Genomic DNA, 24,057 nt, shown 5'->3' with positions numbered 1-24,057 from the left:
ATAACGTGCTCTCAGCAAGTGCTGGCAGACTCGCATCGGTGTCCCGCACCCGGGGCGCGGTCAGACGTACGACTTGACGGAGGTTCTCTGCAGTGTCGAGCAGCAACAACGAGCAACGCCGGCTAGCGGCCAAACGCAAGCTGGAGACGCGGTTGGAGCGGCAGCAGCAGGCCGCACGCAAGCGGAAGCTGATCATCATCGGCAGTTCGGTGGCGGTGGTTGTCATCGTTGCCGCGAGCGTGACCGCCTTCGCCGTCAAAAAGGTGTCCGACGACAACGAGAAGGCACGCTGGACCGCCTGCGCATACACCCCGAACGACGCCGACCCGCTGGCATCGCTACCGCCGATCGAACAGGTCCCGGCCGAGCAGCAGGCGGAGTACCTGAAGTACAAGGACGAGCTCACCGCGGGGATGGCAAACAAGCGCACCACCCCGATCCCCGGTGACAAGCAACTCAAGAACGGCATCGTCGACGCGTTGTTCACCACCAACCAGGGTGAGCTGCCCATGACGCTCGATCGTAAGGACGCGCCCTGCAACGTCGGCGCCTTCGAGACGATGATCAAGGCGGGCTACTACAACGACACCACGTGCCACCGCCTCACCACCGAAGGCATCAAGGTGCTGCAGTGCGGCGATCCGACGGCCACCGGCGCAGGCGGCCCCGGTTGGCAGAGCCCCGACGAGGCGCCCACGACCCTTGCGCCTGCAGCAGGCGACACGACCGGCCAGTCCGTCGTCTACCCTCGCGGCACGATCGCCGTCGCGAACAGTGGTCAGGAGAACACCGGCGCCAGCCAGTTCTTCATGGTCATCGAAGACAGCACGTTGGCACCGAGCTACTCGGTCATCGGCACGGTCGATCCCGCCGGACTCCAGGTCCTCGACAAGGTCCTGGCCGCCGGAGTCGAACCCGGCGCCGACGGTGCACCTTCCGCCGACGGCAAGCCCGTGCTGCCGGTCGAGATCCTCACCGCGACCGTCAAGAGCTGATCCACCGTCACGAACTGAGCAACAAAAAGACCCGGCCGCCCCGTTTGGGAGCGGCCGGGTTTTTTGTTCGGTTGATTCCGGACTGCAGGATCTGAGCACTGCAGGATCTGGGCAACGCCGAGATCTATACGGCCGAGATCTAAGCGGCCGAGGTCACCCGGTAGACGTCGTAGACGCCTTCGACATTCCGTACGACATTCAGAACATGTCCGAGATGCTTGGGATCGCCCATCTCGAACGTGAACTTGCTGATGGCCACCCGATCGCGACTGGTGGTCACCGAGGCGGACAGGATGTTCACCCGTTCGTCCGCGAGGACCCGCGTCACATCCGACAGCAGCCGCGACCGGTCGAGCGCCTCGACCTGGATCGCGACCAGGAAGACCGACGACGGTGACGGTGCCCATTTGACTTCGATGATCCGCTCGGCCTGCTCGCGCAGCGACCCCGCGTTGGTGCAATCGGTGCGGTGCACGCTGACACCGCCACCACGCGTGACGAAGCCCATGATCTCGTCGCCCGGTACCGGGGTGCAGCATTTGGCCAACTTGGCCAGAACACCATCGGCGCCGGGAACCACCACACCGGCATCACCGGTCTGACGGACCGGCGACGGCATGGTCGAGGGCGTCGACCGCTCGGCCAGCGCCTCCTGTGCGTCTTCGAGTCCACCGAGCTGGGCAACCAGGCGGCTGACCACATGTCGTGCCGACACATGGCCCTCACCGACGGCCGCATACAGCGCCGAGACGTCGGCGAAGCGCAATTCGCTTGCGATCGCACTCATCGAGTCACTGTTGAGCAGGCGCTGGATCGGAAGCCCGCCGCGGCGAACCTCTTTGACGATCGCGTCCTTGCCGGACTCGAGTGCCTCTTCGCGCCGCTCCTTGGCAAACCACTGCCGGATCTTGGCCGTGGCCCGGGGGCTGACCACAAAACTCTGCCAGTCCCGCGACGGACCGGCCGTTGCGGCCTTGGAGGTGAAAACCTCGACCACTTCACCGTTTTCGAGCTTGCGTTCGAGCGCGACAAGCCGTCCGTTGACCCGTGCGCCGATGCAGCGGTGACCGACCTCGGTGTGCACCGCATACGCGAAGTCGACCGGCGTCGACCCCATCGGCAGGGTGATCACATCACCCTTGGGGGTGAAGACGAAGATCTCCTTGACCGCGAGGTCGTACCGCAGCGATTCGAGGAACTCGCCGGGATCGGCTGCCTCCCTTTGCCAATCGAGCAGCTGGCGCATCCAGGCCATGTCGTCGATCTCGGCGGCTTCTGATCCAGGCTTGGTGCCGTTCTTGCCTCGCGTCTCCTTGTACCGCCAGTGCGCCGCGATGCCGAACTCTGCGGTCCGGTGCATGTCACGGGTCCGGATCTGGACTTCCAGCGGCTTGCCCTCGGGACCGATCACCGTGGTGTGCAGCGACTGGTACACGCCATACCGGGGCTGGGCGATGTAGTCCTTGAAACGGCCCGCCATCGGCTGCCAGAGCGAATGCACAACGCCCACAGCGGCGTAACAGTCGCGGAGGTCGTCACAGAGAATGCGCATGCCGACCAGGTCGTGGATGTCGTCGAACTCGCGCCCCTTGACGATCATCTTCTGATAGATCGACCAGTAGTGCTTGGGCCGGCCCTCGACCGTTGCCGTGATGCGCGAACCCTCGAGCGACTTGATGATGTCGGCCCGCACGCGCGCCAGGTAGGTATCGCGTGACGGCGCCCGGTCGGCGACGAGACGGACGATCTCTTCGTATCGCTTCGGGTGCAGGATCGCAAAGGCCAGGTCCTCGAGCTCCCACTTGACCGTTGCCATACCCAGGCGATGTGCCAGCGGGGCGATGACCTCCAGGGTCTCGCGCGCTTTTCGGGCCTGTTTCTCGGGCGGCAGGAAGCGCATCGTCCGCATGTTGTGCAGCCGGTCGGCCACCTTGATCACCAGCACCCGCGGGTCGCGGGCCATCGCGATGATCATCTTGCGGATGGTCTCTGCCTCCGCGGCATTGCCCAGTGTGACCTTGTCGAGTTTGGTCACACCATCGACGAGATGCGCCACCTCTTGCCCGAAGTCGTCGGAAAGCTCCTCGAGCGAATACCCGGTGTCCTCGACGGTGTCGTGCAGCAACGCCGCCACCAGGGTGGTGGTGTCCATCCCGAGGTCGGCGAGAATCGTCGCCACCGCCAGCGGGTGGGTGATGTACGGGTCGCCGGATTTACGAAACTGGCCGCTGTGGCGCGCCTCTGCGGTGTCGTAGGCCCGCTGCAGCACATGAACGTCGGCTTTGGGGTGAACATCGCGATGGAGAGCGACCAGGGGCTCCAGAACGGGCCTGATGGAACTCTTCGTCGCAGTCATCCGCCGGGCCAGGCGGGCACGCACCCGCCGAGAGGCAGACGTCGATACCGCTGCACCGCCGGTCTTCGCTTCGGACTCTTTCTCACCGGTGGTCACCGATGCAGCCCTGGGAGCCTCGTCAGCCATCTGTCACCTCCGTTTGTCGAATCAAGCCTAGTCGTCTCGGCCAGAACCCAGTCGCCTCAGCCCGGAGCCAGCGCCGAGAGTTCGACACCGGCGCAGGCCGCGCTGACGGCTTCGCGGCCGCCCAGTCCTTCGAGTTCCATCACCACGGCGATCGACACGGGGATCGCACCGGCCTGCCGCAGCAATTTCACCGCTGCGATGACCGTTCCACCGGTGGCCAGGACATCGTCGATCACGAGCACGCGGCGTCCGGTCAGATCCAGCCCATCGGCCGGGATCTCCAGGCTCGCGGAGCCGTATTCGAGTGAATAGCTCTCGGTGAGCACGGGCGGCGGCAGTTTGCCTGCCTTGCGCATCGCCAGCACACCGGTACCGAGGTGAAGTGCTACACCTGATCCCAACAAGAAACCGCGGGCATCGATTCCCGCAACCAGGTCGACGCCGTCGGCGCCACCAGCGGCCAGCCCGGCGATCACCGCACGCAATCCCTCCGGATCAGCCAGGACCGGTGACAGGTCCTTGAACTGGATTCCAGGAGAGGGGAAGTCGGCCACCCTGCGGGTGAGTCGCTCGATCGCCGCGAGAGCGTCGTGGCCGATCGGGGTCTTGCTGTCCATCTGGTATTTCCTCAATCTTGTTCGTTCAATTGTCGGTCAACAGCCAACGGTCGATGTTCCAGCCCGAGCCCGGTCTGGACATCCCCATCACCACATTGTTCACATTGTCCCCCGCGAGCCGAGTACGCGCCTCCGCAAACAGCGGCAGAACCGGCATGTCGCGCCACAGCAATGTCTCGATCTCCCGTAGCAGCGGAAGCCTTCCGGCAGACGGAACCGTCACCGCGAGCTGACCGATCAAAGCGGACACCCGACTGTTGTCGTAACCCCCGACGTTGATCGGTTCACCGCGCACGAACGCGTAGCTGTCCCGGGTCGGGTCGGCGGCCCCGGTGGCCGCAAAACCGTTGCCCGAGGCTGTGATCAGCACATCGACGTCGCGTCCGAGGCTTCCCGGACCGATGTCCGGACCCGCCGTATCGGTGACGGTCACATCGGCACGACCACAGCTCGCGGCGATGGCGGCGACCATCTGCGCCCGGCGACTGTCCGGCGCGACATAGCCGACCCGGACGACCAGCGGTGGCATCCCGGCGCGGGCGGCAGCCAATTGCGCTCGGGCCCGTTCGGGATCGGCCTGTAGGTACTGGCTGCCGAACTGTGCGTTCACCGCGTCGGACAACAGATCGTCCGGACCGAGTATGTGGTTGTTCACCACCGATGTTCCGCGGCCGAACTCGCGGGCCATGCTGTCTCGTGGGACGCAGGCGGCAAATGCCCGGCGGACGGCGGGATCAGCGAACACGCCACCACCGGAGAAGACGAGACGTTCGACACCCAGTGACGAGACGGGCGCCCGCCCGCCCGATGGAATCGGTACGGCCTCGCGCTGTTCGCGTGGCGCCGGGTCGACTCCGTAGGTCCCGGCCGCGATGTCGAGAACATCGATGGAACCGGCATCACCGGCGGCGATCTTCTCCGTCATCTCGGTCTGCCGTGGCCAGACGGTCAGCCGTGGCATGGCGGGCGGATCCCCCCACCAGCGGGTGTTCGCCACCAGGACCAGCCCGCCGTCGCGGGTGTACTCCTCGACACGCAGTGGTCCCAGCGCCGGATATCGATCGGCCGCGCCCTCGCCGGGCACCAACGTCCACGCCGTGTTCCATACCCGCGCGAGTTCGGCTCTGGCCTGCGGGTCGGACCCGGTGATGACGTCGACGACGGACGATATGCCCATCTGCTGGGTGATCACCTGCGGCGGCAGCAGCGTGCCTGCGCCGAAGAGCGCCTTCCAATCCTTGTATGCGCGACCGTGTTTGAACGTGACCATCGCGGTCCGCGCACCGGGTCGGCAATCGATGTCCTCGATGTCGCGGTACCCGGCGGTGCTGGCCACGTCGAAGCCGCCGACCGCACCGCTGTGCGCCGCCCAGGCCAACGTCAACGCGTCACACGTCAGCGGCACCCCGTCGCTGTACACGGCCTTGGGGTTGATCTGGTAGCGGACGACCAGCCCCCCGCCGTCGCTGTCCGTGACAACGGAGGTGCCGATGTCGGTGTCCGCAAGGGCGCCGCCGTCCGGCCCCAGGTAGCTGAAACCTGGTAGGACTCGCGACAGCGCCATCAGCGCACCCTCGGTGGACCCACCCAGCGAACTCGGGTTGTAGGTCGTCACCGCGCCATCGATGACGTAGTTCACGGCCTCCGCAGGCGGATCGGAGCAGGCGCTGACCGACCCGAGTACACACATCCCGGCGATTGCCATCGCCAGGTGCCCGCGGATTCTCATCAACCGTGAGGTTAGTGCTTGCGCCTGCGCTTACCCGACGGACGCACCCCGGGTTCCGGAGTGCTTCCGGGACGGGACGCACGCTTGGTGACCGGCGCGGTCTTGGTCAGCGTGGTCTTGGACCCTGCAGTTGCAGATCCAGCGGCCTCGGACCCGGCAGCGTCGGAGACGCTCGCGCGCTCTTCACGCTCCGCGCGGCGACCAAGGACCTTGCGGGTGTGCGCCCCGATGTCTTTACGACGCTCCTTGAGCGTGACCAGCAACGGTGTGGCGAAGAAGAGCGACGAGTACGTTCCGGTGATCACACCGACCATCTGGACCAGGGCCAGATCCTTCAGTGTTCCGACCCCGAGCAGCCAGACCGCGATGATCATCAGCGCCAGCACCGGCAACACCGAGATCACCGTGGTGTTGATGGACCGCATCAGTGTCTGGTTCACCGCAAGGTTCGCCTGCTCCGCGTACGTGCGGCGCGACGTGTGCATGACGCCTCGGACGTTCTCCTCGACCTTGTCGAAGACCACGACCGTGTCGTAGAGCGAGAAACCCAGAATCGCAAGGAAGCCGATGACGGTCGCCGGGGTCACCTCGAATCCGACCAGCGAATAGATACCAGCGGTGGTGATGATGTCGAAGATAAGGGCGGCCATCGCCGCCAGTGCCATCTCTCGGTCGAATCGGATGGCGATGTACACCGTCACGATGACCAGGAAGACAATCAGGGCGATGATCGCCTTCTTGGTGATCTCACCACCCCAGGTGGAGCTGACCTCGGACGAGCTCACGTCGTTCGGCGCCAGGCCGAATGCTTCTGCCAGCGCCGAGTTGACCTTGACCACTTCTTGCGCATTCAAGGTCTCGGTGCGGATCTGCACCGTCTTGCTCGAACCGGCACCGGCGGTCTGCACCGATTCGGGGGCACTGCCCATGGCCTGGGTGTATACGTCCTCGACGTCTCCGGTGCTCACCTCACTCGACATCGGGAGCGAGATCTGGGTGCCGCCCTCGAAGTCGATCCCGAGGGTGAAACCTCTGATACCGATACTGGCCAGTGAGATGACCACCAACGCCAGTGTGATGAGGTACCACATCTTGCGCCTGCCGACGATTTCGAAGGCACCGGTACCGGTGTAGAGACGTGAAAACAACGAACGATTGGTGGCCGCGACAAAGTTCGCGTCACTCGTGGGTGCCAGGCGATCGACCTCAGCCATTGCGCACTCCTCCTGAGGTCGAGGTCGGACGATCCGCCGCTGCCGCGTTGCGCCGCTCGCGCGCCACATCGGTGACAGCGCCCAGTCCGTTGACGTTGGGCTTGGACAGGAACTTCGAACGTGATGCGTAGACCACCAGCGGGTACGTCACCATGAAGACGACCGCGACGTCGAGGATGGTCGTGAGGCCGAGTGTGAAGGCGAATCCGCGGACGTCACCGATCGCCAGGAAGTACAGCACCGCAGCCGAGATCAAGCTGACCGCGTTGCCGGACCAGATGGTCCGTTTAGCGCGCGCCCAGCCGCGAGGCACGGCGGACCGGAAACTTCGGCCCTCGCGCATCTCGTCCTTTATTCGTTCGAAGTAGACGACAAACGAGTCGGCGGTCATACCGATACCGATGACCAGACCGGCAATACCAGCGAGGTCGAGCGAGAAGCCGATGTACCTGCCGAGCAGGACCATGATCCCGTAGACCATGATCCCGGACATCACGAGCGAGACGACCGTCAGGATTCCGAGCATGCGGTAGTACAGCAATGCGTAGATGAAGACGGCGATGAGCCCGACCAGACCCGCGATCAGACCTGCCTTGAGCGAGGACCAGCCGAGTGTTGCCGACACCGTCTCCGCATCGGAGGCCTCGAACGACAACGGCAACGATCCGTATTTGAGGACGTTGGCGAGGTCTTTCGCCTCGGTCTGGGTGAAGTCACCACTGACCTCGGTGGTGCCACTGATGGCACCGTTGATCTGGGGAGCGCTGACGACCTTGGAGTCGAGCGTGAATGCGGTTGCCTTGCCGATGTTCTGGGCCGTGTAACTCGCCCAGCGATCGCTGGCGCCACCCTTGTAGTCCAAGCGCACGATCCATGCACCGGCCCCCTGGGTGGTACCTGCCTCGGCCTTGTCGATGTCGCTGCCCTTGAGGATCTGCGGTTCCAGCAGATAGACCTGCGTCCCGTCCTCGGAACAGGTCACCAGGTACTGATCGGGATCGTCGTTGCCCTGCAACGGATCCGGAATCGAAGGATCACAGTTCATCTGGGACATGTACTCGGTCAGGGCGGTGGTGTCGGCATCGGCGGGAGCCTGCCGCAACCTCTTCGCCTCGGCGATCGCCTCTTCCGGCGTCTGGTTCTCGGGGGTGGTTGCCGCCGGCTGAGGTGTCGCCGCCTGAACGGTGGCGACGGGCCGTACGTACAGCAGGGCGGTCTGCCCGAGGGTGCGCGCCTGCTGACCGTCGTCGCCGGGCACCGTGATGACCAGGTTGTCACCGGTGATGACCACCTCGGACCCCGAGACACCGAGCCCGTTGACGCGCTGCTCGATGATCTGCTTTGCCTTGTCGAGCTGATCATTGCTCGGCGCGGCGCCATCGGGAGTACGCGCGGTCAGTGTGACCCGGGTACCACCTTGTAGGTCGATACCCAGTTTGGGTGTCGGATCTTGGTTGCCGGTGAAGAACACCAACCCGTACACCACGATCATCAATAAGAAAAAGACGATCAAAGACCGTAGAGGCGGTGCCTCACGGTTCGACGACGATGCCACGCTGCCTACGTCTCCTCGGTTGTCCTAGATACCCCATGCACACCGCAGGGGCGCCCGCCACGGTACGTGCCGCGACCACAGTTGTGTCGCGGCACCTCCATGGAGGCGCCCCGGTACGGGCTTCGTAATTATGCTTTGTCTTGGTCTTCGTGCGGCTTCTCCAGGCTGACATTTTTGTCGCCGCCGTCGGAGCTGCCCAGGTCTACGTCGTCATCGTGGATGCCGTTGTATTCGATCTCGGCATCGTTGTTGCCGATCAATCCGACACCCGGGTAGCTGTCGGCGAGGTCATCGGATTGAACGACCTCGCGAATGGCGAGGCGGTTCCAACGAGAGACGCAACCGTCGGTGATCTCGAGATCGACGGTGCCTTCGGCCAGTCCGGTCACGGTGCCGTAGACACCGGACGTGGTCTGGACGCGGACGCCGACCTGCAGGGATTCCTGCATGGTTTTGGCTGCTGCCACTGCCTTCTTCTGGCGGCGGACAGACAGGAACATCATGCCGACCAGGAAGACCAGCAGTAGGGGAAATAGCAATTCCATGAGGTGTGTTCAGTCCTTGGTTGTAATTCGTGGTCGCGAGAAGTGCTCGCAATCACTGACCAGTGTGCCATCTTCGCCGCGCTGCGCCAGATTCGGCGTCGAACGGCTGCTTGTCAGATCTCGTTCTCGCCGGAGGGATCGATGAGCGAAACCACCTCGGGGCCATCGTCCCGGGCGCGCACGCCGAAGCCCGCGCTGAGCGCTCCCGCAGGCGGGTTCAGCCCGAGGTGATGCCACGCGGCGGCGGTCGCAACCCGGCCGCGAGGAGTCCTGGCGATCATCCCGGCACGCACCAGGAACGGTTCACACACTTCTTCGACGGTGGCGGGTTCTTCTCCGACCGCCACCGCAAGCGTCGAAACACCCACCGGCCCGCCGCCAAAACCCCTGATCAGGGCCGCGAGCACAGCGCGGTCGAGGCGATCGAATCCGAGTTCGTCAACGTCGTACACGGCCAGTGCCGCGCGTGCAACGGCCAGGTCGACCACACCATCGGCCCGCACCTCCGCGTAGTCGCGGACGCGCCGCAGCAGCCGGTTGGCGATCCGGGGCGTGCCCCGGGACCGGGAGGCGATCTCGGCACCGGCGTCGGGGTGCATGGTGATCCCGAGAATCCCCGCCGCCCGGTTCAGAACCCGCTCGAGTTCACCGGTGTCGTAGAACTCCATGTGCGCGGTGAAACCGAATCGGTCACGCAGTGGTCCGGTGAGGGCTCCCGACCGCGTGGTCGCGCCGACCAACGTGAACGGCGCGACGTCGAGCGGGATCGACGTGGCACCGGGTCCCTTGCCGACGATCACGTCGACGCGGAAGTCTTCCATCGCCAGGTACAGCATCTCCTCGGCGGGCCGGGCGATCCGATGGATCTCGTCGATGAACAGCACATCACCCTCGACGAGGTTGGAGAGCATCGCTGCAAGATCGCCTGCCCGTTCGAGCGCCGGACCCGACGTCACACGCAGCGCCGCACCCATCTCGCTCGCGATGATCATCGCGAGCGAGGTCTTACCGAGTCCGGGTGGACCCGAGAGCAGGATGTGATCAGCTGTCCCGCCGCGTCCGCGGGCGGCTTGCAGCACGAGTTCGAGCTGTTCGCAGACCCGTGGCTGTCCGATGAAATCGCCAAGGCTCCGTGGCCGCAGGCTGTTGTCGAGATCACCGTCGGCCGTGATCCGACCGGCGTTGACGGTACGACTGGACGAGTCATCAGATCCGGCCTCGAAATCGTCGCCCTCACCGAAATCGTCGTTCCCGAAGTTGTCGTCCCCGAAGTTGTCGTCCCCGGCGCCGATCATGGCGACTCAGCCATCACTTGGTCTTACCCAGTGACGCCAGCGCGGCTCGCAGCACGGTTGCCGAATCGGCATCGGGCCGGTCGGCGAGGACCGCGATGACGGCCTTCTCTGCCTGCGGGGCGGCGAATCCGAGCCCGACGAGGGCCTCGGTCACCTGATCGCGAATCGTGAAACTCGACATCGAGGAATCACCCGCGGAGGCGGCATGTGGCCGCTCGACCTTGTCGCGCAGTTCGACGACGAGACGCTCGGCGACCCGTTTGCCGATGCCCGGCACGGTGATCAACGCCTTGGTGTCGCCACCGGCGAGTGCCTGACGCAATGCGTCCGGCTCGAGGACCGCAAGGGTGGCCATCGCCAACCGCGGGCCGACCCCGGTCACTGTCTGCAACAGCGTGAACAGCGATCGGGCGTCGGGTTCGGTGAAGCCGTACAACGTCATCGAGTCCTCGCGGACGATCATCGTCGTCAACAAGATGGCCTCGACGCCACGGCGTACCGATCCGGCGGTACTCGGGGTCACCAGGACCTGATATCCGACGCCGCCGCAATCGATGACCACATGGTCGAGCGCCACGTCGACCACCGGACCACGAACCGATGCGATCATCGCGCCGCCGCCTTCTTCGCCTGGGCGACTCGCTCGCGATACGCCTTCTGCTGGGCCAATGCCTTTGCCTGGGCCGCTTCCATGCGCTCGGCGATCGGCCCACGCCAGCAATGACAGATCGCCAACGCCAGGGCGTCGGCGGCATCGGCCGGTTTGGGAGCCTGCTGCATGCCAAGGATGCGGGTGACCATCGCGGTCACCTGTGCCTTGTCGGCACGACCGCTGCCGGTGACAGCGGCCTTCACCTCACTCGGCGTGTGAAATCGCACCGGGACACCCCGTTTGGCCGCGGCCAGCGCGATCACTCCCCCGGCCTGAGCGGTACCCATGGCGGTGCTGACCTGATGCTGCGCGAAGACCCGCTCGATCGCCACCACGTCCGGGCTGTGGACATCGAGCCAGTGCTCGGCGGCCGTGTGGATGGCGAGCAACCGGTTCTCCAACGGCATGTCCGGGGGCGTGCGGATCACGTCGACGTCAAGTGCCGTCACAGCGCGACCGGAGCCGGATTGAACCAGCGCGATCCCGCACCGGGTCAACCCTGGGTCCACACCCATCACACGCATGCATCTCCACCTTCGACAACGACCCACCAGAAACGAACAACTGTTCGATATCCTAGCGGCCGCGTCGAACAAGCCGAGGCAGCAACACGCCGGGTCAGTCGTCCTGTTCGAGTTCGGCGAGCACGTCGTCGCTGATGTCTACGTTGGAGTAGACGTCTTGCACATCGTCGGAGTCCTCCAGTGCATCGATCAGGCGAAAGACTTTCCGGGCGCCGTCGGCGTCGACCGGTACCGCCACTGATGCACGGAAGCTGGCATCAGCTGATTCGTAATCGATTCCGGCTTCCTGCAGCGCAGTTCGGACGGCAACAAGATCCGTTGGCTCACTGACTATCTCGAAACTCTCGCCGAGGTCGACCACATCTTCGGCACCTGCCTCGAGGACCGCCATCAATATGTCGTCCTCGGTTTGGCCGGCCTTCTCGAGTGTCACCACACCCTTACGGGTGAACAGATACGCCACCGAGCCCGGATCAGCCATGTTGCCGCCGTTGCGACTCATCGCGGTACGCACCTCGGTGGCAGCCCGGTTTCGGTTGTCGGTGAGGCACTCGATCAGAATTGCCACGCCATTGGGGCCGTAACCCTCGTAGGTGATGTTCTGCCAATCGGAGCCGCCGGCCTCTTCGCCGCCACCACGTTTACGGGCGCGTTCGATGTTGTCGTTGGGCACCGACGACTTCTTTGCCTTCTGAATGGCGTCGTACAACGTGGGATTACCAACCGGATCGCTGCCACCCATGCGCGCGGCAACCTCAATGTTCTTGACCAGCTTGGCAAAGTTCTTGCTGCGCTTGGCATCGACCACCGCCTTCTTGTGCTTGGTGGTGGCCCATTTGGAGTGGCCGCTCATTGGCGCAAGCCCCTTTCGTACAACTCTGGTGTTCTGGCGTGGAGGTGCGGATCGATCCTACTCGCAGTATCAGCGGGTATTTCTGACCATCTCGGCAAAATACTCATGGACCCGTAGATCGCCCGTCACCTCGGGATGAAATGAGGTCGCCAGGACATTGCCCTGACGTACCGCCACCACCCGACCGGCGGCCGGACCGTCGGGGACTGTTCCGAGCACCTGCACGCCCTCCCCCGTCGACTCCACCCACGGCGCGCGGATGAAGACCGCACGCATCGGACCGCCGGGGATGCCGACGAGTTCGAGGTCGGTCTCGAACGAGGCGACCTGACGTCCGAATGCGTTGCGGCGCACGGTGATGTCAAGGGCGTCGAGGTGCTGGGCATCGGGACGCGTATCGAGGATGTTGCTGGCGAGCATGATCATCCCGGCACAGGAACCGTAGGCGGGCAGTCCCCCGGCGAGCGCCTTGCGCAGCGGTTCGAGCAGGTCGAGGATCACCAGCAGCTTGCTCATCGTCGTCGATTCGCCACCGGGGATGACGATCCCGTCGATCTGGTCGAGCTCACCGGGCCGGCGGATCGAGCAGCTCTCGGCCCCCGCCTTGGTCAGCGCGTCGTGATGTTCACGCACATCACCTTGCAGTGCGAGGACGCCGATCCGGGGTGCGCCGCTCAACTCGGCCGCTTCGCATGCTGGTCGGCCGGTACCGGACGTCCGGTCCTGGTGAGGCCCTCCTGCGTCACCGCGGCCACCATCACGCCCCGATGGTCATAGATCCGGCCCTGGGTCAACGAGCGACCACCACTGGCCGAGGGTGACGTCTGGTCGTAGAGCAGCCACTCGTCGGCGCGGAACGGGCGCAGGAACCACATGGCGTGGTCGAGTGAGGCGAACTGCGCGTCTTCGTCCGGATGCGGGACCTTCGCCGAACCCAGCAACGTCATGTCGCTCATGTACGCGAGTGTGCAGACGTGGAAGACCTGGTCATCGGGCAACGGCGTGCGGTAGCGGAACCACACCTGCTGCTGCGCCGCGAGATCCCGGCTGCCGATCAGATCCTCACGCGGAACGATCCGGACGTCGAAGTTCTGCCATTCGCGGTAAGGCGCCTTCAATTCCGGATCGTCAACCGTCAGCAGGTCGACGAGTTCTTCGGGCCGCTTGACCCGCGGCATCGTGTCCTGGTGTTCGTAACCCTGGTCATCGACATGGAACGAGGCCGACATCGTGAAGATCGCCAGACCATCCTGGATCGCGGTGACCCGTCGGGTGCAGAACGACCGGCCGTCGCGGATCCGGTCGACGAGGTACACCGTCGGCTCGAGCGGATTGCCCCCGCGGAGAAAGTAGCCATGTAGGGAGTGCACCTGGAAACGGGACTCGACACTCCGGGTGGCCGACACCAGCGCCTGACCCGCGACCTGCCCGCCGAAGGTGCGTACGAGAAAGCTCTCGTGGACGCGCCCCCGGTAGATGTCCTTCTCGATCTCCTCGAGCTGGAGGATCTCTTCGATCATCGCCATGTGGTTGACCCCTTTCTGACCACGATTATTGCCCACGTGTCGTCAGAGACCGACCACCCGCTCCCGCGGGCGACTACTTCACAGATCGTCGATGGAGACGATCCCGTCCTGGATGGCCCGCGCCACCAGAGCCGCCTTGGTCGATGCTCCGCGCCCGACCTCGTTGTACTTCACACGGATTCGCGCGAGGTGCGTGTTGACCGTGCCGAGCGAGATGAAGAGCGATTCGGCGACAGCCGATTTCGAGTCGAGGTTCAGCCACGCCCGGAGCACCTCGATTTCACGTTGCGACAACTTGGGCTTCGGGTACGCCCGGGTGGCGACCGAATCGGCCTGGCCCGCCGCCGGTCGGGCCGGTGACATCGGAGCACCCGGTGTGGTGCAGGTGGTCGGCTGCCGGCCCGGAAGCGGCATCGTGCGCTGCGCCAGCCGGGCCAACGCCTCTTCACGGGTCAGCCGGGCCGGGGTCGCCGGCCGGTAGCCGATGCGGGGACGGGTCGGCGCGTGAAAAGTGTTGTGCAATACGGTCATCACGGTCTCCTACTAGGTGTTGGGCCAACTCACTGCGCTGCGGCGCGGCTGTGGAATGTCACAACACTAAAACCGCTGCGAGCGAAGTGTCGATGGGGAGAACTACCCACCTCATCGATGCAGGTAAGACCACCTTTTCACGACGACCACCCGGAGCGCGTGCCCCATCGGGCACACTTGCGGGCGTTCAGCTGCCCGTCACACCACTGCGCCGGGCCTCTGCCTCGATCATCGGGAGGTCGGCGCGGGTCACCACCCGGGAGGCGACGGCGTACTCGACGAGTTTGACCCGGCGATTGCTGGCGAGCCGACCCGAGCCGCCCCGCATCCCGGAGACACCGATCTGATCGAATTTGTCGCAGACGTTGTCGAGTTTGCGATTGAACTTGGTGAGCGACCAGCCGAGCCGGTGCGCGGCCCGCGCGGATGACGGGATCGAACTCGCTCCGGTGCCGTTGCGGCGCAACACCTCTTCGGCGAGTACGACGATGAGCAGCTTCTGGCTCTCCGTCAGGGATACGACACCGATGGTCGTCTCACCACTGCCCGTCGGTTCGCCAGGCGGTTCCAGGGTCACCAGAGGGGTTGTGCCCGAATGGATGTCGAGTTCATACGTGGTGGGCCCGGCGGTGAACACGACCGCGGTCACCCCGGATGTCAACGGCACCCTGGCGCCAGGTGCCAGGGTCGCCTGGAATCCCGCCTCACCGGCGACAACACCCGCCGACAGATGCGAGCCGACATTGGACAGCCACCAGAGACCCTGTTCGAAATGGATCATCAGGAACTTGCGATGCAGATACGGGTTGTCGTCGACGTCAAGGTCGGCGTCACGGCCGATGTGGAAGGGTTCGTCCGGATCCAGCGGGTGCCGCTCGCCGCAATAGTCGACGAACGACTCCGGCGGCGCACTCATCGGAACGCTCACCGAATGGGGGGTTCGACAAGTTCCGGAACCGCGGTGACATCGGCAATCGCCACGGTCACGTTGTCGCGGCCGCCCGATTCGAGTGCGGCCGCGACCATCGTGGTCGCGGCCAGTGTCGGATCGGGGTTGTCGGCGAGGATCTGCGCGATCACGCTGTCGGCGAGCTCTCCGGTCAGACCGTCCGAGCACACCAGGATGCGATCACCGATCGCGACCGGGAACGTGAAGAAGTCGGCCTCTTGTTCCATGCCGGCACCCAACGCCCGCGTGATCACATTGCGCCGCGGGTCAACTCGGGCCTGTTCGGCGGTCAGATATCCGGCGTCGACAAGTTCTTGCACCTGAGAGTGGTCGACGGTGACCTGTTCGAGCTTGCCTGCGGAGAACCGGTACGTCCGCGAATCGCCGATATTCAGCACCAGCCAGTGCGGCACACCGTCGTTGTCGGCCAGCAGCGCACCGGTGACCGTTGTGCCCGCATGGCGGTTGGACTCGGTGTCGATCCGCTCGATCTGCCGTTGCGCCTCGGTGAGGAGTTCGATGACGGAATCGCGGGTGCGGTTGATCCCGCTGATGGCGGTGGCCGACAACGCGGTCAGCGCCGCCTCACTGGCCAGCTCGCCACGGTCGTGTCCGCCCATGCCGTCGGCGACAAGGACCATCCCGGGGGCCACCAGTACCGCGTCCTCATTGGTCTCGCGCATCAGGCCGACGTCGCTCACAACCGCCCAGGAGATCGAGACCTGGCCGAACTCACCTGTACCGCTGCGGGTTACATCCCGAACCGCCCCGGTTGTCTCCATGCTCATCGAGCTCCGCCTTCAGGTCTTTTGGTCGAACGCGCCAACACGTATCAATCTGCCACGTCAAAGCTTCTTTCGCCCAGCGCAGCAACCTTGCCCGGTCTGATCATCCACAATCGACCCGCCGGGCGCAGTGAATTGGATATGCGTGTCGGCAGAAACCAAAGAGGCCACCGGGCCCGCACGTGCGGGCCCGGTGGCTCCTGAGGTGTGAGCAACACCCGGACGATCGCAGACGCAGCCCTGGCAGCGCTCGATCAGTCAGCGGACGTGATCACCAGCCGCGCTCTGCGAGGCGGTGCGGCTCCGGGATCTCGTCGACGTTGATACCGACCATCGCTTCGCCGAGTCCGCGGGAGACCTTGGCCAGCACATCGGGATCGTCGAAGAAGGTGGTGGCCTGCACGATGGCGGCGGCACGCTGCGCCGGGTTGCCGGACTTGAAGATGCCCGACCCGACGAACACGCCCTCCGCGCCGAGGTGCATCATCATCGCGGCGTCGGCCGGGGTGGCGATACCACCGGCGGTGAACAGCGTGACCGGCAACTTACCGGCCTCGGCGATCTCGACAACCAGGTCGTACGGCGCTTGCAGCTCCTTGGCCGCGACGAACAACTCGTCCTTGGGCAGCGAGGTCAGCCACCGGATCTGGTCACGCATCTTGCGCATGTGGGTGGTGGCGTTGGAGACGTCACCGGTTCCGGCCTCACCCTTGGACCGGATCATCCCGGCACCCTCGGTGATACGGCGAAGCGCCTCACCGAGATTGGTGGCACCGCAGACGAACGGGACGGTGAACTGCCACTTGTCGATGTGGTTGGCGTAGTCGGCCGGGGTCAGGACCTCGGACTCGTCGATGTAATCGACGCCGAGGCTCTGCAGGATCTGCGCCTCGACAAAATGTCCGATACGGGCCTTGGCCATCACCGGGATCGACACCGTGGAGATGATCGCATCGATCATGTCCGGATCGCTCATCCGGGACACGCCGCCCTGAGCGCGGATGTCGGCGGGAACCCGCTCGAGAGCCATCACGGCAACCGCACCGGCGTCCTCGGCGATCTTGGCCTGCTCCGCGTTGACCACATCCATGATCACGCCGCCTTTGAGCATCTCGGCCATACCGCGCTTGACCCGCGCAGTGCCGGTGCCGGAAGCGTCCGGAGTCACCGAAGAACCAAGGTCTGAAGCACTGCTCACGTCAATTACTCCTACACAACTAGTGGATACACAGTCAGTAAAGTCCTGGACTTTCAGTCTATGCTCTGGGCTTTTGGCGTGCATACACGCCTCGGCGAGAGGTCAGCGTCCAGTCCGTCGACAGGGGGTCGATCAGGCCGCTGCGCGTTCGACGATCTCGAAGTAGGTCGGGAGTGGCGCGGTACCACCGAGGTGAAGCCACCGCACCGGGCGCCGATGTCGCAGCGCCAAGGTATCGCGGACGGCGTCGTTGTAGAACCGCCTGGCGATCATCACCCTGGTCTCGGCGTCCGCGAGCTCGGTGACCAGTTGTGAACGCAGCGAGCCACTGTCGACCTGGGCCAGCGCAGCAGACACCACGTTCTCGGCGTCTTCGCGTTCGCCGGGCGATGCACCTTCGGCCCGGTCGGCGGCCGCGATCAGCGCTTTGCCGTCACCACCGAGGCCTGCCCCGATCGACCGGGCAACCACGGCCCGGCGGGCCAGCGCCGCATCAAGTGCCTGCCAGGACAGATCGACCCGCACGTGCAGGCGATCGAGCCGGTTGGCCGTCTTGTACGACCAGCCGAGCCCGGCCAGCACCACCACCGCGACAATTCCCAGAATCAGAATTGTCAGAGCTGAAATCGTCATTCTTCGACTACCACCTTGCCGGCCCCGATTGTGACCGCGTCATAAACCCGCAGGATCTGGTCAGCGACATGCGACCAGTCGTATCGCGCCGCGCGCTGCTCTGCGCGCTCCACCATGGCGGAGCGACTCGCGTCGTCACCGAGGGCCGCGATGATCCCGAAGGCGAGCTCCTCCGAATCACCGACCTCCACCAGGACTCCGGAGCGTCCGTCGTCGAGTACCCGGCGGAAGGCGTCGAGCTTGCTCGCCACCACCGCAGCGCCTGCGGCCATCGCCTCGACGAGCACGATGCCGAAACTCTCGCCGCCCAGGTTCGGCGCGCAGTACACATCGGCCGACCGCAGGGCCCGGGCCTTGGTCTCGTCGTCGACCTGTCCGAGTAACACCAGACGATCGGCGAACTCCCCGGCCTTACCGCGCAGCGTGCGTTCGTGACCGCCCCCGACCACCAGGACGCGGACGTCGGGATACCGGGCGACCACCGCGGGCAGCGCGCCGATCAGCACGTCCATCCCCTTGCGGGGTTCGTCGTAGCGACCCAGGAACAGGATCGTCTTGCCCCGTCGCGGATAGCCTTCGAACGGCTCCGCGTCGGAAAAGGACCGCACATGGACACCGTTCGGGATCTCCACCGCGTCGGAACCGAGGGATTCCATCTGCCACCGGCGGGCCAGTTCGGACACGGCGATCTTGCCGGCGATCCGTTCGTGATAGGGACGCAAAATACCCTGAAAGAGACTGAGCCACAACGACTTCGTGGTCGCGGCATGGAATGTGGTGACGATCGGGCCCTGCGCCACCATCAAGGAGAGCATCGAGATACTCGGCGAATTGGGTTCGTGGACGTGCAGTACGTCGAACTTTTCTTCCCGCAACCAGTTCCGCAGGCGCCCATACGCTTTCGGACTGAAGTTCAGGCGGGCCACCGAGCCGTTGTACGGAATCGCAACTGCCTCACCGACCGACACCACATAGGAGGGCAATACGGTGCCCCGGCCGGCGGGCGCGAGCACACTGACGGTGTGTCCACGGTTGATGAACACCTGCGCGAGTTCCATCACGTGGGCCTGGACGCCGCCTGGGATGTCGAACGAGTACGGGCAGATCATGCCGATCTTCACTGGCTTCTCCCCTCCTCGATCATGCGACGCCGGTTGTGCGACCAGTCAGCCTCCCACAGCGGTTGCAGCATGTGCCAATCTTCGGGATGGGCAGCGATATTGGCCTCGAACACCGTCGCCATCGCCTGCGTGGTCGCCTCGACCCCGCCCGCGGTGTCGATCACCTCGCTGCAGGAGAGCTCTGAGGTGTCGGGTCCGGTGAACCAGTGGTGGACCGCGATCAGCGCGGCACCGGTGTCGATCGCCAACTTGGCAGGCCCGGCCGGCATGCGGGTCTGTTCCCCGAAGAACGTCACCGGGACGCCGCGTTTGGCGAGATCTCGCTCACCGAGCAAGCAGACCACACCTCCGGACCGCAGGCGCGCCGCGAGCTGTTGAAAGGGCGGTGCCTCTCCACCGCTGAGCGGGAAGATCTCGAAGCCCAGGCTCTCCCGATACCGGACGAACCGCTCGAACAGCGATTCGGGCTTCAGCCGCTCGGCGACGGTGGAGAACTCCCCCAGCAAGTCGACAAGCCAGACACCGGCCATGTCCCAGTTGCCGGAGTGGGGCAAGGCCAGGATCACGCCGTTGCCCTTGTCGAGGGCGGTCTGAATGCGGCCACGGTCGATGTCGGGCATATGTACCCGCGAGGCCGCGGCGGCCAGATCCATGGACGGAAGCCGGAACGACTCCCGCCAATAGCGCGCATACGACCGCATTGCGGCCTTCATCACGTCGTCGGGGACCTGTTCGGGTTCGCAATGCAGGACCCGGGCCAGGTTCTTGCGCAACTGATCGGGACCGCCTTTACGACCGCCCACCACCGTGCCGACGCCGTCGAAGACACTGCGGGCGACACCTTCCGGGAGATGCCGGACCAGAGACCAGCCGGCCGCGTAACCGAGGTCCGCGAGCCGTTCTGCGGCCCCGGTCACTCCGTCGGCCCGCCGGGGTCCGGTGTCGGCGACGGGGCTGCGATCGGGAGCAGATCGGTGGCGCCGGGCGACTTGTACACCGACCACATCCGCTGGAAGACCGTGATCACGCTGCCCGCGGCCAGTGCCCACATCGCGATGTGGATGGCCCACGGCAATCCGAGGCCGGTCAGACCGGTGCCGGCCAACACGATGACCAGGCGGTCCGGACGTTCGATCAGCCCGCCATCGCCGTTGAGACCGCTGGCCTCCGCACGCGCCTTGGCGTAGGAGATCACCTGCGAGGTGACCAGGCAGATCATCGTCGCGATGAACAGGGGCTTGCTCGGTTCCTCCACCAGGGCCCACCAGGCGAGTCCGGCGAAGATGGCACCGTCGGCGAGCCGGTCGCAGGTGGAGTCGAGCACGGCACCGAACTTGGTGCCACCACCGCGGGCCCGGGCCATCGCACCGTCGAGCATGTCGAACATGACGAAGAGCCAGATCGCCAGTGTCCCGACGAACAGGTAGCCCATCGGGAACAGCGTCACCGCCGCCGCGATCGTCGCGACGGTGCCGATGATCGTCATCGCATCAGGGGTCAGACCGGTCTTGATCAGCACTTTCCCCAGCGGCAGGGTGATCTTGGACACCGATGCCCGCCCCAGCACACTCAACATAGATTTAGCACGCTCTCCATTGGAAACATCTTCATCATGTCGTCAGCCGTCAATCCTGCAGCTTCAGCCAGGCTTCTGCCAGCAGAGCCCTGGTGTCGCGGAGCAATTGCGGCATCACCTTGGTCTCGCCGATAACCGTGATGAAGTTGGCATCACCACCCCATCGGGGCACAACGTGCTGGTGCAGGTGCTCGGCGAGCGAGCCACCCGCGGCGGTCCCGAGATTGAGACCGACGTTGAACGCATCGGGATTGGAAACCGACTTGATGGCGCGGATCATCTTCTGCGTGAACACCATCAGTTCACGGCTTTCGGCCTCGGTGAGATCTTCGAGATCTGCGACCTGACGGTAGGGCACGATCATCGCGTGGCCGGGGTTGTAGGGATACAGGTTCAGGACCGCGTAGACCGTCTCACCGCGGGCGACCATCAGGCCGGCCTCGTCGGACATCCTGGGGATGTCGATGAAGGGATGGACCGATGCCGCCGACGACTCGGAGTCGTCGCCGTTGCCGGACGCGGTGCGCGGGGCGGCGGTGATGTACGACATGCGGTGTGGGCTCCACAACCGCTGCAGGCGATCGGGTTGCCCCGGCCCCACGTCGCGGATCACGCCGGCGCCTCGATCAACCCTGAATCCTCGATCAAGCCTGCAGTCGGCGACTCGTTGCGGCGATCACGGACCCACTCGGTGATGATGCGGACCGCATCGGCGACCGGCACACCGTTGACCTGGGTACCGTCCCGGAACCGGAAGCTCACCGCGCCCGCCTCGACGTCGCGCTCACCGGCCAGCAACATGAACGGCACCTTGCCCGTCGTGTGGTTACGGATCTTCTTCTGCATCCGATCGTCACTCTGATCGACCTCGGCGCGGACACCGTTCGACTTGAGTTGCGCCACAACATCTTCCAGATGTGGAACGAACGTGTCGGCGACCGGGATACCCACCACCTGCACCGGCGAGAGCCAGGCCGGGAACGCGCCCGCGTAGTGCTCGGTCAGCACGCCGAAGAACCGTTCGATGGATCCGAACAGCGCCCGGTGGATCATCACCGGACGATGCTTGGAACCGTCGGGACCGGTGTACTCCATCTCGAAACGCTCGGGCAGGTTGAAGTCGAGCTGGATGGTCGACATCTGCCAGTTGCGGCCGAGTGCATCCTTCACCTGGACGGAGATCTTCGGGCCGTAGAACGCGGCGCCGCCCGGATCGGGCACCAGGCGCAGGCCGGACGCCTCACCGACCTCGGCGAGGGTGGCCGTCGCCTCTTCCCAGATCTCATCGGACCCGACGGACTTGTCCGGGTTGCGGGTCGACAGTTCGAGGTAGAAATCGTCGAGGCCGTAGTCGTTGAGAAGGCCGAGCACGAACTTCAGCGTGCTGGTCAGCTCGCCGCGCATCTGCTCTTTGGTGCAGTAGATGTGGGCGTCGTCCTGCGTCATGCCCCGCACCCGGGTCAATCCGTGGACGACACCGGACTTCTCATACCGGTAGACCGAACCGAACTCGAACAACCGCAGCGGCAGTTCGCGGTACGAGCGACCCCGGGCGTTGAAGATCAGGTTGTGCATCGGGCAGTTCATCGGCTTGAGGTAGTAGTCCTGGCCGGGTTTGCGCACCTCACCGTTCTCGTCGAGTTCGGCGTCGAGGTGCATCGCCGGGAACATCCCGTCCTTGTACCAATCGAGGTGGCCGGAGATCTCGTAGAGATTGCTCTTGGTCACGTGAGGGGTGTTGACGAAGTCGTAGCCCTCTTCGATGTGGCGTGAGCGCGAGTAGTCCTCGAGTTCCTTGCGGATGATGCCACCCCTGGGGTGGAACACCGGCAGGCCGGAACCGAGCGCGTCCGGGAAACTGAACAGGTCGAGTTCGGCGCCGAGCTTGCGGTGGTCGCGGCGTTCGGCCTCGGCCAGCAGTTCGAGATAGCCGTCCATCGCCTCGGCCGACTCCCAGGCGGTGCCGTAGACCCGCTGCAGGTCGGCGTTGTCCTGGTTGCCCCGCCAGTAGGCCGCCGAGCTGCGGGTCAACTTGAAGGCGGTGATGTATTTCGTGGTCGGCACGTGCGGGCCGCGGCACAGATCGCCCCAGATCTTTTCGCCCGTGCGCGGGTTGAGGTTGTCGTAGGCGGTGAGCTCTCCCCCACCGACCTCCATGACCTCGGGGTCGTCGGCCGAACCCTTGTCTTCGACGAGTTCGAGCTTGTACGGCTCGTCGGCCAGTTCGGCCTTGGCCTGATCGACCGATTCGTAGACGCGACGCGAGAAGCGCTGACCCGACTTGATGATCTGCTTCATCTTCTTCTCGAGCGCGGTCAGATCCTCCGGCGTGAACGGTTCTTCGACGTCGAAGTCGTAGTAGAAGCCGTTCTCGATGGGCGGTCCGATGCCCAGCTTGGCCTTCGGGTTCAGGTCCTGGACGGCCTGGGCCAGTACGTGGGCCGCCGAGTGCCGGATGACGCTGCGGCCGTCTTCGGTGTTGGCGGCGACGGGCTCGACCACGGTGTCGGAGTCAGGGGCCCAGGACAGGTCACGCAGGGTGCCGTCGGCGTCGCGAACGACAACAATCGCCTCGGGACCCTTGTTGGGGTGCCCGCTCTCGCGTAGCGCCGCACCCGCGGTGGTCCCGGCCGCCACCGTGATCGTGGCTGATGGTCCGGGAACGGGATTTTCTGGCACCTGGGCACTCCTTGTCGAATGAAACCACCCGACCGAGGCCGGCCGGGTTCCATGTCAATCCATGATCGTAATGCCGACCACCCGGCCGACCCACGTCCGGTTGCCTGCGGCGGGAGCAGACGCGGTCAGAAAACGGGGCTCGCCAACCACGTCCACTCGATGCCAACCCAGCCGGCGGCCATCGCCAGGGCGCCGAGCACCCACAGGGTTCCCACGACGATGGCACAGGTCAACAACCAAAATATGGCCTGAACAGACCAATGCTGCGCCGAGATCCAGTCCATCCATTTGTCGTACTTGCCCTTGGCAAACGTCAACAGACGGTGGGCCCACGCGAACTCCGTCGCCAAGATGCCCAAGCCGGCGAAGACGATCAGCCAGCCCGGACCCGGATACGGGATGGCCACGATCCCCAGTGCCAACACTGCGGCGCCGATGACCCCGACCGCGCAGCGATAGACCAGGTTGAGCGTGCGCCGATGCCGAATGTCTTTGCGCTTGTTCGATATCGCCTGCAGGAAGCCCTTGGCGTCACGTTGCTCCACAGTGCCCCCACTTCGATCCATGGTGACAGCTTACGTAAGCAGTTGTGCGCCGG

The 24,057-nt window shown here is 64.9% G+C and carries 23 protein-coding genes and 1 pseudogene; 1 reads left to right on the top strand and 23 read right to left on the bottom strand.

What is annotated here, in order from left to right; all coding sequences use genetic code 11:
* Positions 1 to 92 precede the first annotated feature (92 nt).
* On the top strand, positions 93 to 995 hold the full coding sequence (locus tag AC1TPF_RS17795; protein ID WP_482144877.1) for a peptidylprolyl isomerase: 903 nt from the start codon (positions 93 to 95) through the stop codon (positions 993 to 995).
* A gap of 139 nt (positions 996 to 1,134) precedes the next feature.
* Here AC1TPF_RS17795 and AC1TPF_RS17790 read toward each other — a convergent pair whose 3' ends face one another.
* The 23 genes and pseudogenes from AC1TPF_RS17790 to AC1TPF_RS17680 form a co-directional block, all read right to left on the bottom strand.
* Positions 1,135 to 3,477 (bottom strand): RelA/SpoT family protein, encoded by a 2,343-nt coding sequence (locus AC1TPF_RS17790; RefSeq protein WP_482139305.1) that lies wholly within the window; start codon positions 3,475 to 3,477, stop codon positions 1,135 to 1,137.
* Between the two features lie 56 nt (positions 3,478 to 3,533).
* Positions 3,534 to 4,094, bottom strand: coding sequence for an adenine phosphoribosyltransferase (locus tag AC1TPF_RS17785; RefSeq protein ID WP_482139304.1), 561 nt, complete (start codon positions 4,092 to 4,094; stop codon positions 3,534 to 3,536).
* A 25-nt stretch (positions 4,095 to 4,119) separates the two neighbouring features.
* Positions 4,120 to 5,823, bottom strand: a complete 1,704-nt coding sequence (locus tag AC1TPF_RS17780) for an ABC transporter substrate-binding protein (RefSeq protein ID WP_482144876.1) — start codon at positions 5,821 to 5,823, stop codon at positions 4,120 to 4,122.
* 11 nt (positions 5,824 to 5,834) lie between these two features.
* Positions 5,835 to 7,037, bottom strand: coding sequence for a protein translocase subunit SecF (gene secF / locus AC1TPF_RS17775; protein WP_482139302.1), 1,203 nt, complete (start codon positions 7,035 to 7,037; stop codon positions 5,835 to 5,837).
* Complete coding sequence (gene secD / locus AC1TPF_RS17770) at positions 7,030 to 8,592, bottom strand: protein translocase subunit SecD (RefSeq protein WP_482139301.1); 1,563 nt, start codon at positions 8,590 to 8,592, stop codon at positions 7,030 to 7,032. The genes secF and secD overlap by 8 nt, the downstream gene beginning before the upstream one ends.
* 128 nt (positions 8,593 to 8,720) lie before the next feature.
* Positions 8,721 to 9,137 (bottom strand): preprotein translocase subunit YajC, encoded by a 417-nt coding sequence (yajC, locus tag AC1TPF_RS17765; RefSeq protein WP_482139300.1) that lies wholly within the window; start codon positions 9,135 to 9,137, stop codon positions 8,721 to 8,723.
* Positions 9,138 to 9,250: 113 nt separating this feature from the next.
* Entirely contained in the window at positions 9,251 to 10,432 is a 1,182-nt protein-coding gene (ruvB, locus tag AC1TPF_RS17760; protein ID WP_482144875.1) for a Holliday junction branch migration DNA helicase RuvB, read from the bottom strand.
* Positions 10,433 to 10,445: 13 nt separating this feature from the next.
* Complete coding sequence (ruvA, locus tag AC1TPF_RS17755; protein ID WP_482139298.1) at positions 10,446 to 11,042, bottom strand: Holliday junction branch migration protein RuvA; 597 nt, start codon at positions 11,040 to 11,042, stop codon at positions 10,446 to 10,448.
* A complete protein-coding gene (ruvC, locus tag AC1TPF_RS17750) occupies positions 11,039 to 11,608 on the bottom strand; it encodes a crossover junction endodeoxyribonuclease RuvC (RefSeq protein ID WP_482139297.1) in 570 nt (189 codons plus the stop codon). The genes ruvA and ruvC overlap by 4 nt, the downstream gene beginning before the upstream one ends.
* Before the next feature lie 94 nt (positions 11,609 to 11,702).
* Positions 11,703 to 12,461: a YebC/PmpR family DNA-binding transcriptional regulator gene (locus AC1TPF_RS17745; RefSeq protein ID WP_482144874.1), complete on the bottom strand. Its 759-nt coding sequence runs from the start codon at positions 12,459 to 12,461 to the stop codon at positions 11,703 to 11,705.
* Positions 12,462 to 12,530: 69 nt separating this feature from the next.
* Positions 12,531 to 13,139 carry a pyridoxal 5'-phosphate synthase glutaminase subunit PdxT gene (pdxT, locus tag AC1TPF_RS17740; RefSeq protein WP_482144873.1) on the bottom strand — a complete coding sequence of 203 codons (609 nt, stop codon included), beginning with the start codon at positions 13,137 to 13,139 and terminating at the stop codon, positions 12,531 to 12,533.
* Complete coding sequence (locus AC1TPF_RS17735; protein WP_482139294.1) at positions 13,136 to 13,987, bottom strand: acyl-CoA thioesterase; 852 nt, start codon at positions 13,985 to 13,987, stop codon at positions 13,136 to 13,138. The genes pdxT and AC1TPF_RS17735 overlap by 4 nt, the downstream gene beginning before the upstream one ends.
* A gap of 78 nt (positions 13,988 to 14,065) precedes the next feature.
* Complete coding sequence (locus tag AC1TPF_RS17730) at positions 14,066 to 14,518, bottom strand: response regulator transcription factor (RefSeq protein WP_482144872.1); 453 nt, start codon at positions 14,516 to 14,518, stop codon at positions 14,066 to 14,068.
* A gap of 187 nt (positions 14,519 to 14,705) precedes the next feature.
* On the bottom strand, positions 14,706 to 15,434 hold the full coding sequence (locus AC1TPF_RS17725; RefSeq protein ID WP_482139292.1) for an FHA domain-containing protein: 729 nt from the start codon (positions 15,432 to 15,434) through the stop codon (positions 14,706 to 14,708).
* Between the two features lie 8 nt (positions 15,435 to 15,442).
* Complete coding sequence (locus AC1TPF_RS17720) at positions 15,443 to 16,249, bottom strand: PP2C family protein-serine/threonine phosphatase (protein WP_482139898.1); 807 nt, start codon at positions 16,247 to 16,249, stop codon at positions 15,443 to 15,445.
* 274 nt (positions 16,250 to 16,523) lie between these two features.
* On the bottom strand, positions 16,524 to 17,450 hold the full coding sequence (gene pdxS, locus AC1TPF_RS17715; protein WP_482139291.1) for a pyridoxal 5'-phosphate synthase lyase subunit PdxS: 927 nt from the start codon (positions 17,448 to 17,450) through the stop codon (positions 16,524 to 16,526).
* Between the two features lie 138 nt (positions 17,451 to 17,588).
* A pseudogene (locus tag AC1TPF_RS17710) lies at positions 17,589 to 18,083 on the bottom strand (LemA family protein); the annotation flags it as partial.
* Positions 18,080 to 19,204: a glycosyltransferase family 4 protein gene (locus tag AC1TPF_RS17705; RefSeq protein WP_482139290.1), complete on the bottom strand. Its 1,125-nt coding sequence runs from the start codon at positions 19,202 to 19,204 to the stop codon at positions 18,080 to 18,082. The gene AC1TPF_RS17705 and the pseudogene AC1TPF_RS17710, both read right to left, overlap by 4 nt.
* Positions 19,201 to 20,121: a phosphatidylinositol mannoside acyltransferase gene (locus AC1TPF_RS17700; RefSeq protein ID WP_482139289.1), complete on the bottom strand. Its 921-nt coding sequence runs from the start codon at positions 20,119 to 20,121 to the stop codon at positions 19,201 to 19,203. Before AC1TPF_RS17700 ends, AC1TPF_RS17705 begins: the two co-directional genes overlap by 4 nt.
* Positions 20,118 to 20,780: a phosphatidylinositol phosphate synthase gene (pgsA, locus tag AC1TPF_RS17695; RefSeq protein WP_482139288.1), complete on the bottom strand. Its 663-nt coding sequence runs from the start codon at positions 20,778 to 20,780 to the stop codon at positions 20,118 to 20,120. The genes AC1TPF_RS17700 and pgsA overlap by 4 nt, the downstream gene beginning before the upstream one ends.
* Positions 20,781 to 20,829: 49 nt before the next feature.
* A complete protein-coding gene (locus tag AC1TPF_RS17690) occupies positions 20,830 to 21,393 on the bottom strand; it encodes an ATP adenylyltransferase (RefSeq protein WP_482139287.1) in 564 nt (187 codons plus the stop codon).
* On the bottom strand, positions 21,390 to 23,459 hold the full coding sequence (thrS, locus tag AC1TPF_RS17685; RefSeq protein ID WP_482144871.1) for a threonine--tRNA ligase: 2,070 nt from the start codon (positions 23,457 to 23,459) through the stop codon (positions 21,390 to 21,392). Before thrS ends, AC1TPF_RS17690 begins: the two co-directional genes overlap by 4 nt.
* Positions 23,460 to 23,584: 125 nt before the next feature.
* Positions 23,585 to 24,025, bottom strand: coding sequence for a TIGR02611 family protein (locus AC1TPF_RS17680; RefSeq protein ID WP_482144870.1), 441 nt, complete (start codon positions 24,023 to 24,025; stop codon positions 23,585 to 23,587).
* Positions 24,026 to 24,057 lie beyond the last annotated feature (32 nt).

The organism is Williamsia sp. Y853 (genome assembly GCF_056786495.1).
Note: the sequence above shows the minus strand (reverse complement) of the source record. Positions and strands in the feature narration are given on the sequence as shown.

Excerpts from the sequence above, each read along its gene's own strand:
- AC1TPF_RS17745 (WP_482144874.1), bottom strand. The coding sequence starts at position 12,461 with ATGAGCGGCCACTCCAAATGGGCCACCACCAAGCACAAGAAGGCGGTG.
- ruvA (WP_482139298.1), bottom strand. The coding sequence starts at position 11,042 with ATGATCGCATCGGTTCGTGGTCCGGTGGTCGACGTGGCGCTCGACCAT.
- ruvB (WP_482144875.1), bottom strand. The coding sequence starts at position 10,432 with ATGATCGGCGCCGGGGACGACAACTTCGGGGACGACAACTTCGGGAAC.
- AC1TPF_RS17730 (WP_482144872.1), bottom strand. The coding sequence starts at position 14,518 with ATGACCGTATTGCACAACACTTTTCACGCGCCGACCCGTCCCCGCATC.
- AC1TPF_RS17725 (WP_482139292.1), bottom strand. The coding sequence starts at position 15,434 with ATGAGTGCGCCGCCGGAGTCGTTCGTCGACTATTGCGGCGAGCGGCAC.
- AC1TPF_RS17680 (WP_482144870.1), bottom strand. The coding sequence starts at position 24,025 with ATGGATCGAAGTGGGGGCACTGTGGAGCAACGTGACGCCAAGGGCTTC.
- pgsA (WP_482139288.1), bottom strand. The coding sequence starts at position 20,780 with ATGTTGAGTGTGCTGGGGCGGGCATCGGTGTCCAAGATCACCCTGCCG.
- yajC (WP_482139300.1), bottom strand. The coding sequence starts at position 9,137 with ATGGAATTGCTATTTCCCCTACTGCTGGTCTTCCTGGTCGGCATGATG.
- ruvC (WP_482139297.1), bottom strand. The coding sequence starts at position 11,608 with ATGCGTGTGATGGGTGTGGACCCAGGGTTGACCCGGTGCGGGATCGCG.
- AC1TPF_RS17735 (WP_482139294.1), bottom strand. The coding sequence starts at position 13,987 with ATGGCGATGATCGAAGAGATCCTCCAGCTCGAGGAGATCGAGAAGGAC.
- AC1TPF_RS17785 (WP_482139304.1), bottom strand. The coding sequence starts at position 4,094 with ATGGACAGCAAGACCCCGATCGGCCACGACGCTCTCGCGGCGATCGAG.
- AC1TPF_RS17790 (WP_482139305.1), bottom strand. The coding sequence starts at position 3,477 with ATGGCTGACGAGGCTCCCAGGGCTGCATCGGTGACCACCGGTGAGAAA.
- AC1TPF_RS17780 (WP_482144876.1), bottom strand. The coding sequence starts at position 5,823 with ATGAGAATCCGCGGGCACCTGGCGATGGCAATCGCCGGGATGTGTGTA.
- secF (WP_482139302.1), bottom strand. The coding sequence starts at position 7,037 with ATGGCTGAGGTCGATCGCCTGGCACCCACGAGTGACGCGAACTTTGTC.
- AC1TPF_RS17720 (WP_482139898.1), bottom strand. The coding sequence starts at position 16,249 with ATGGAGACAACCGGGGCGGTTCGGGATGTAACCCGCAGCGGTACAGGT.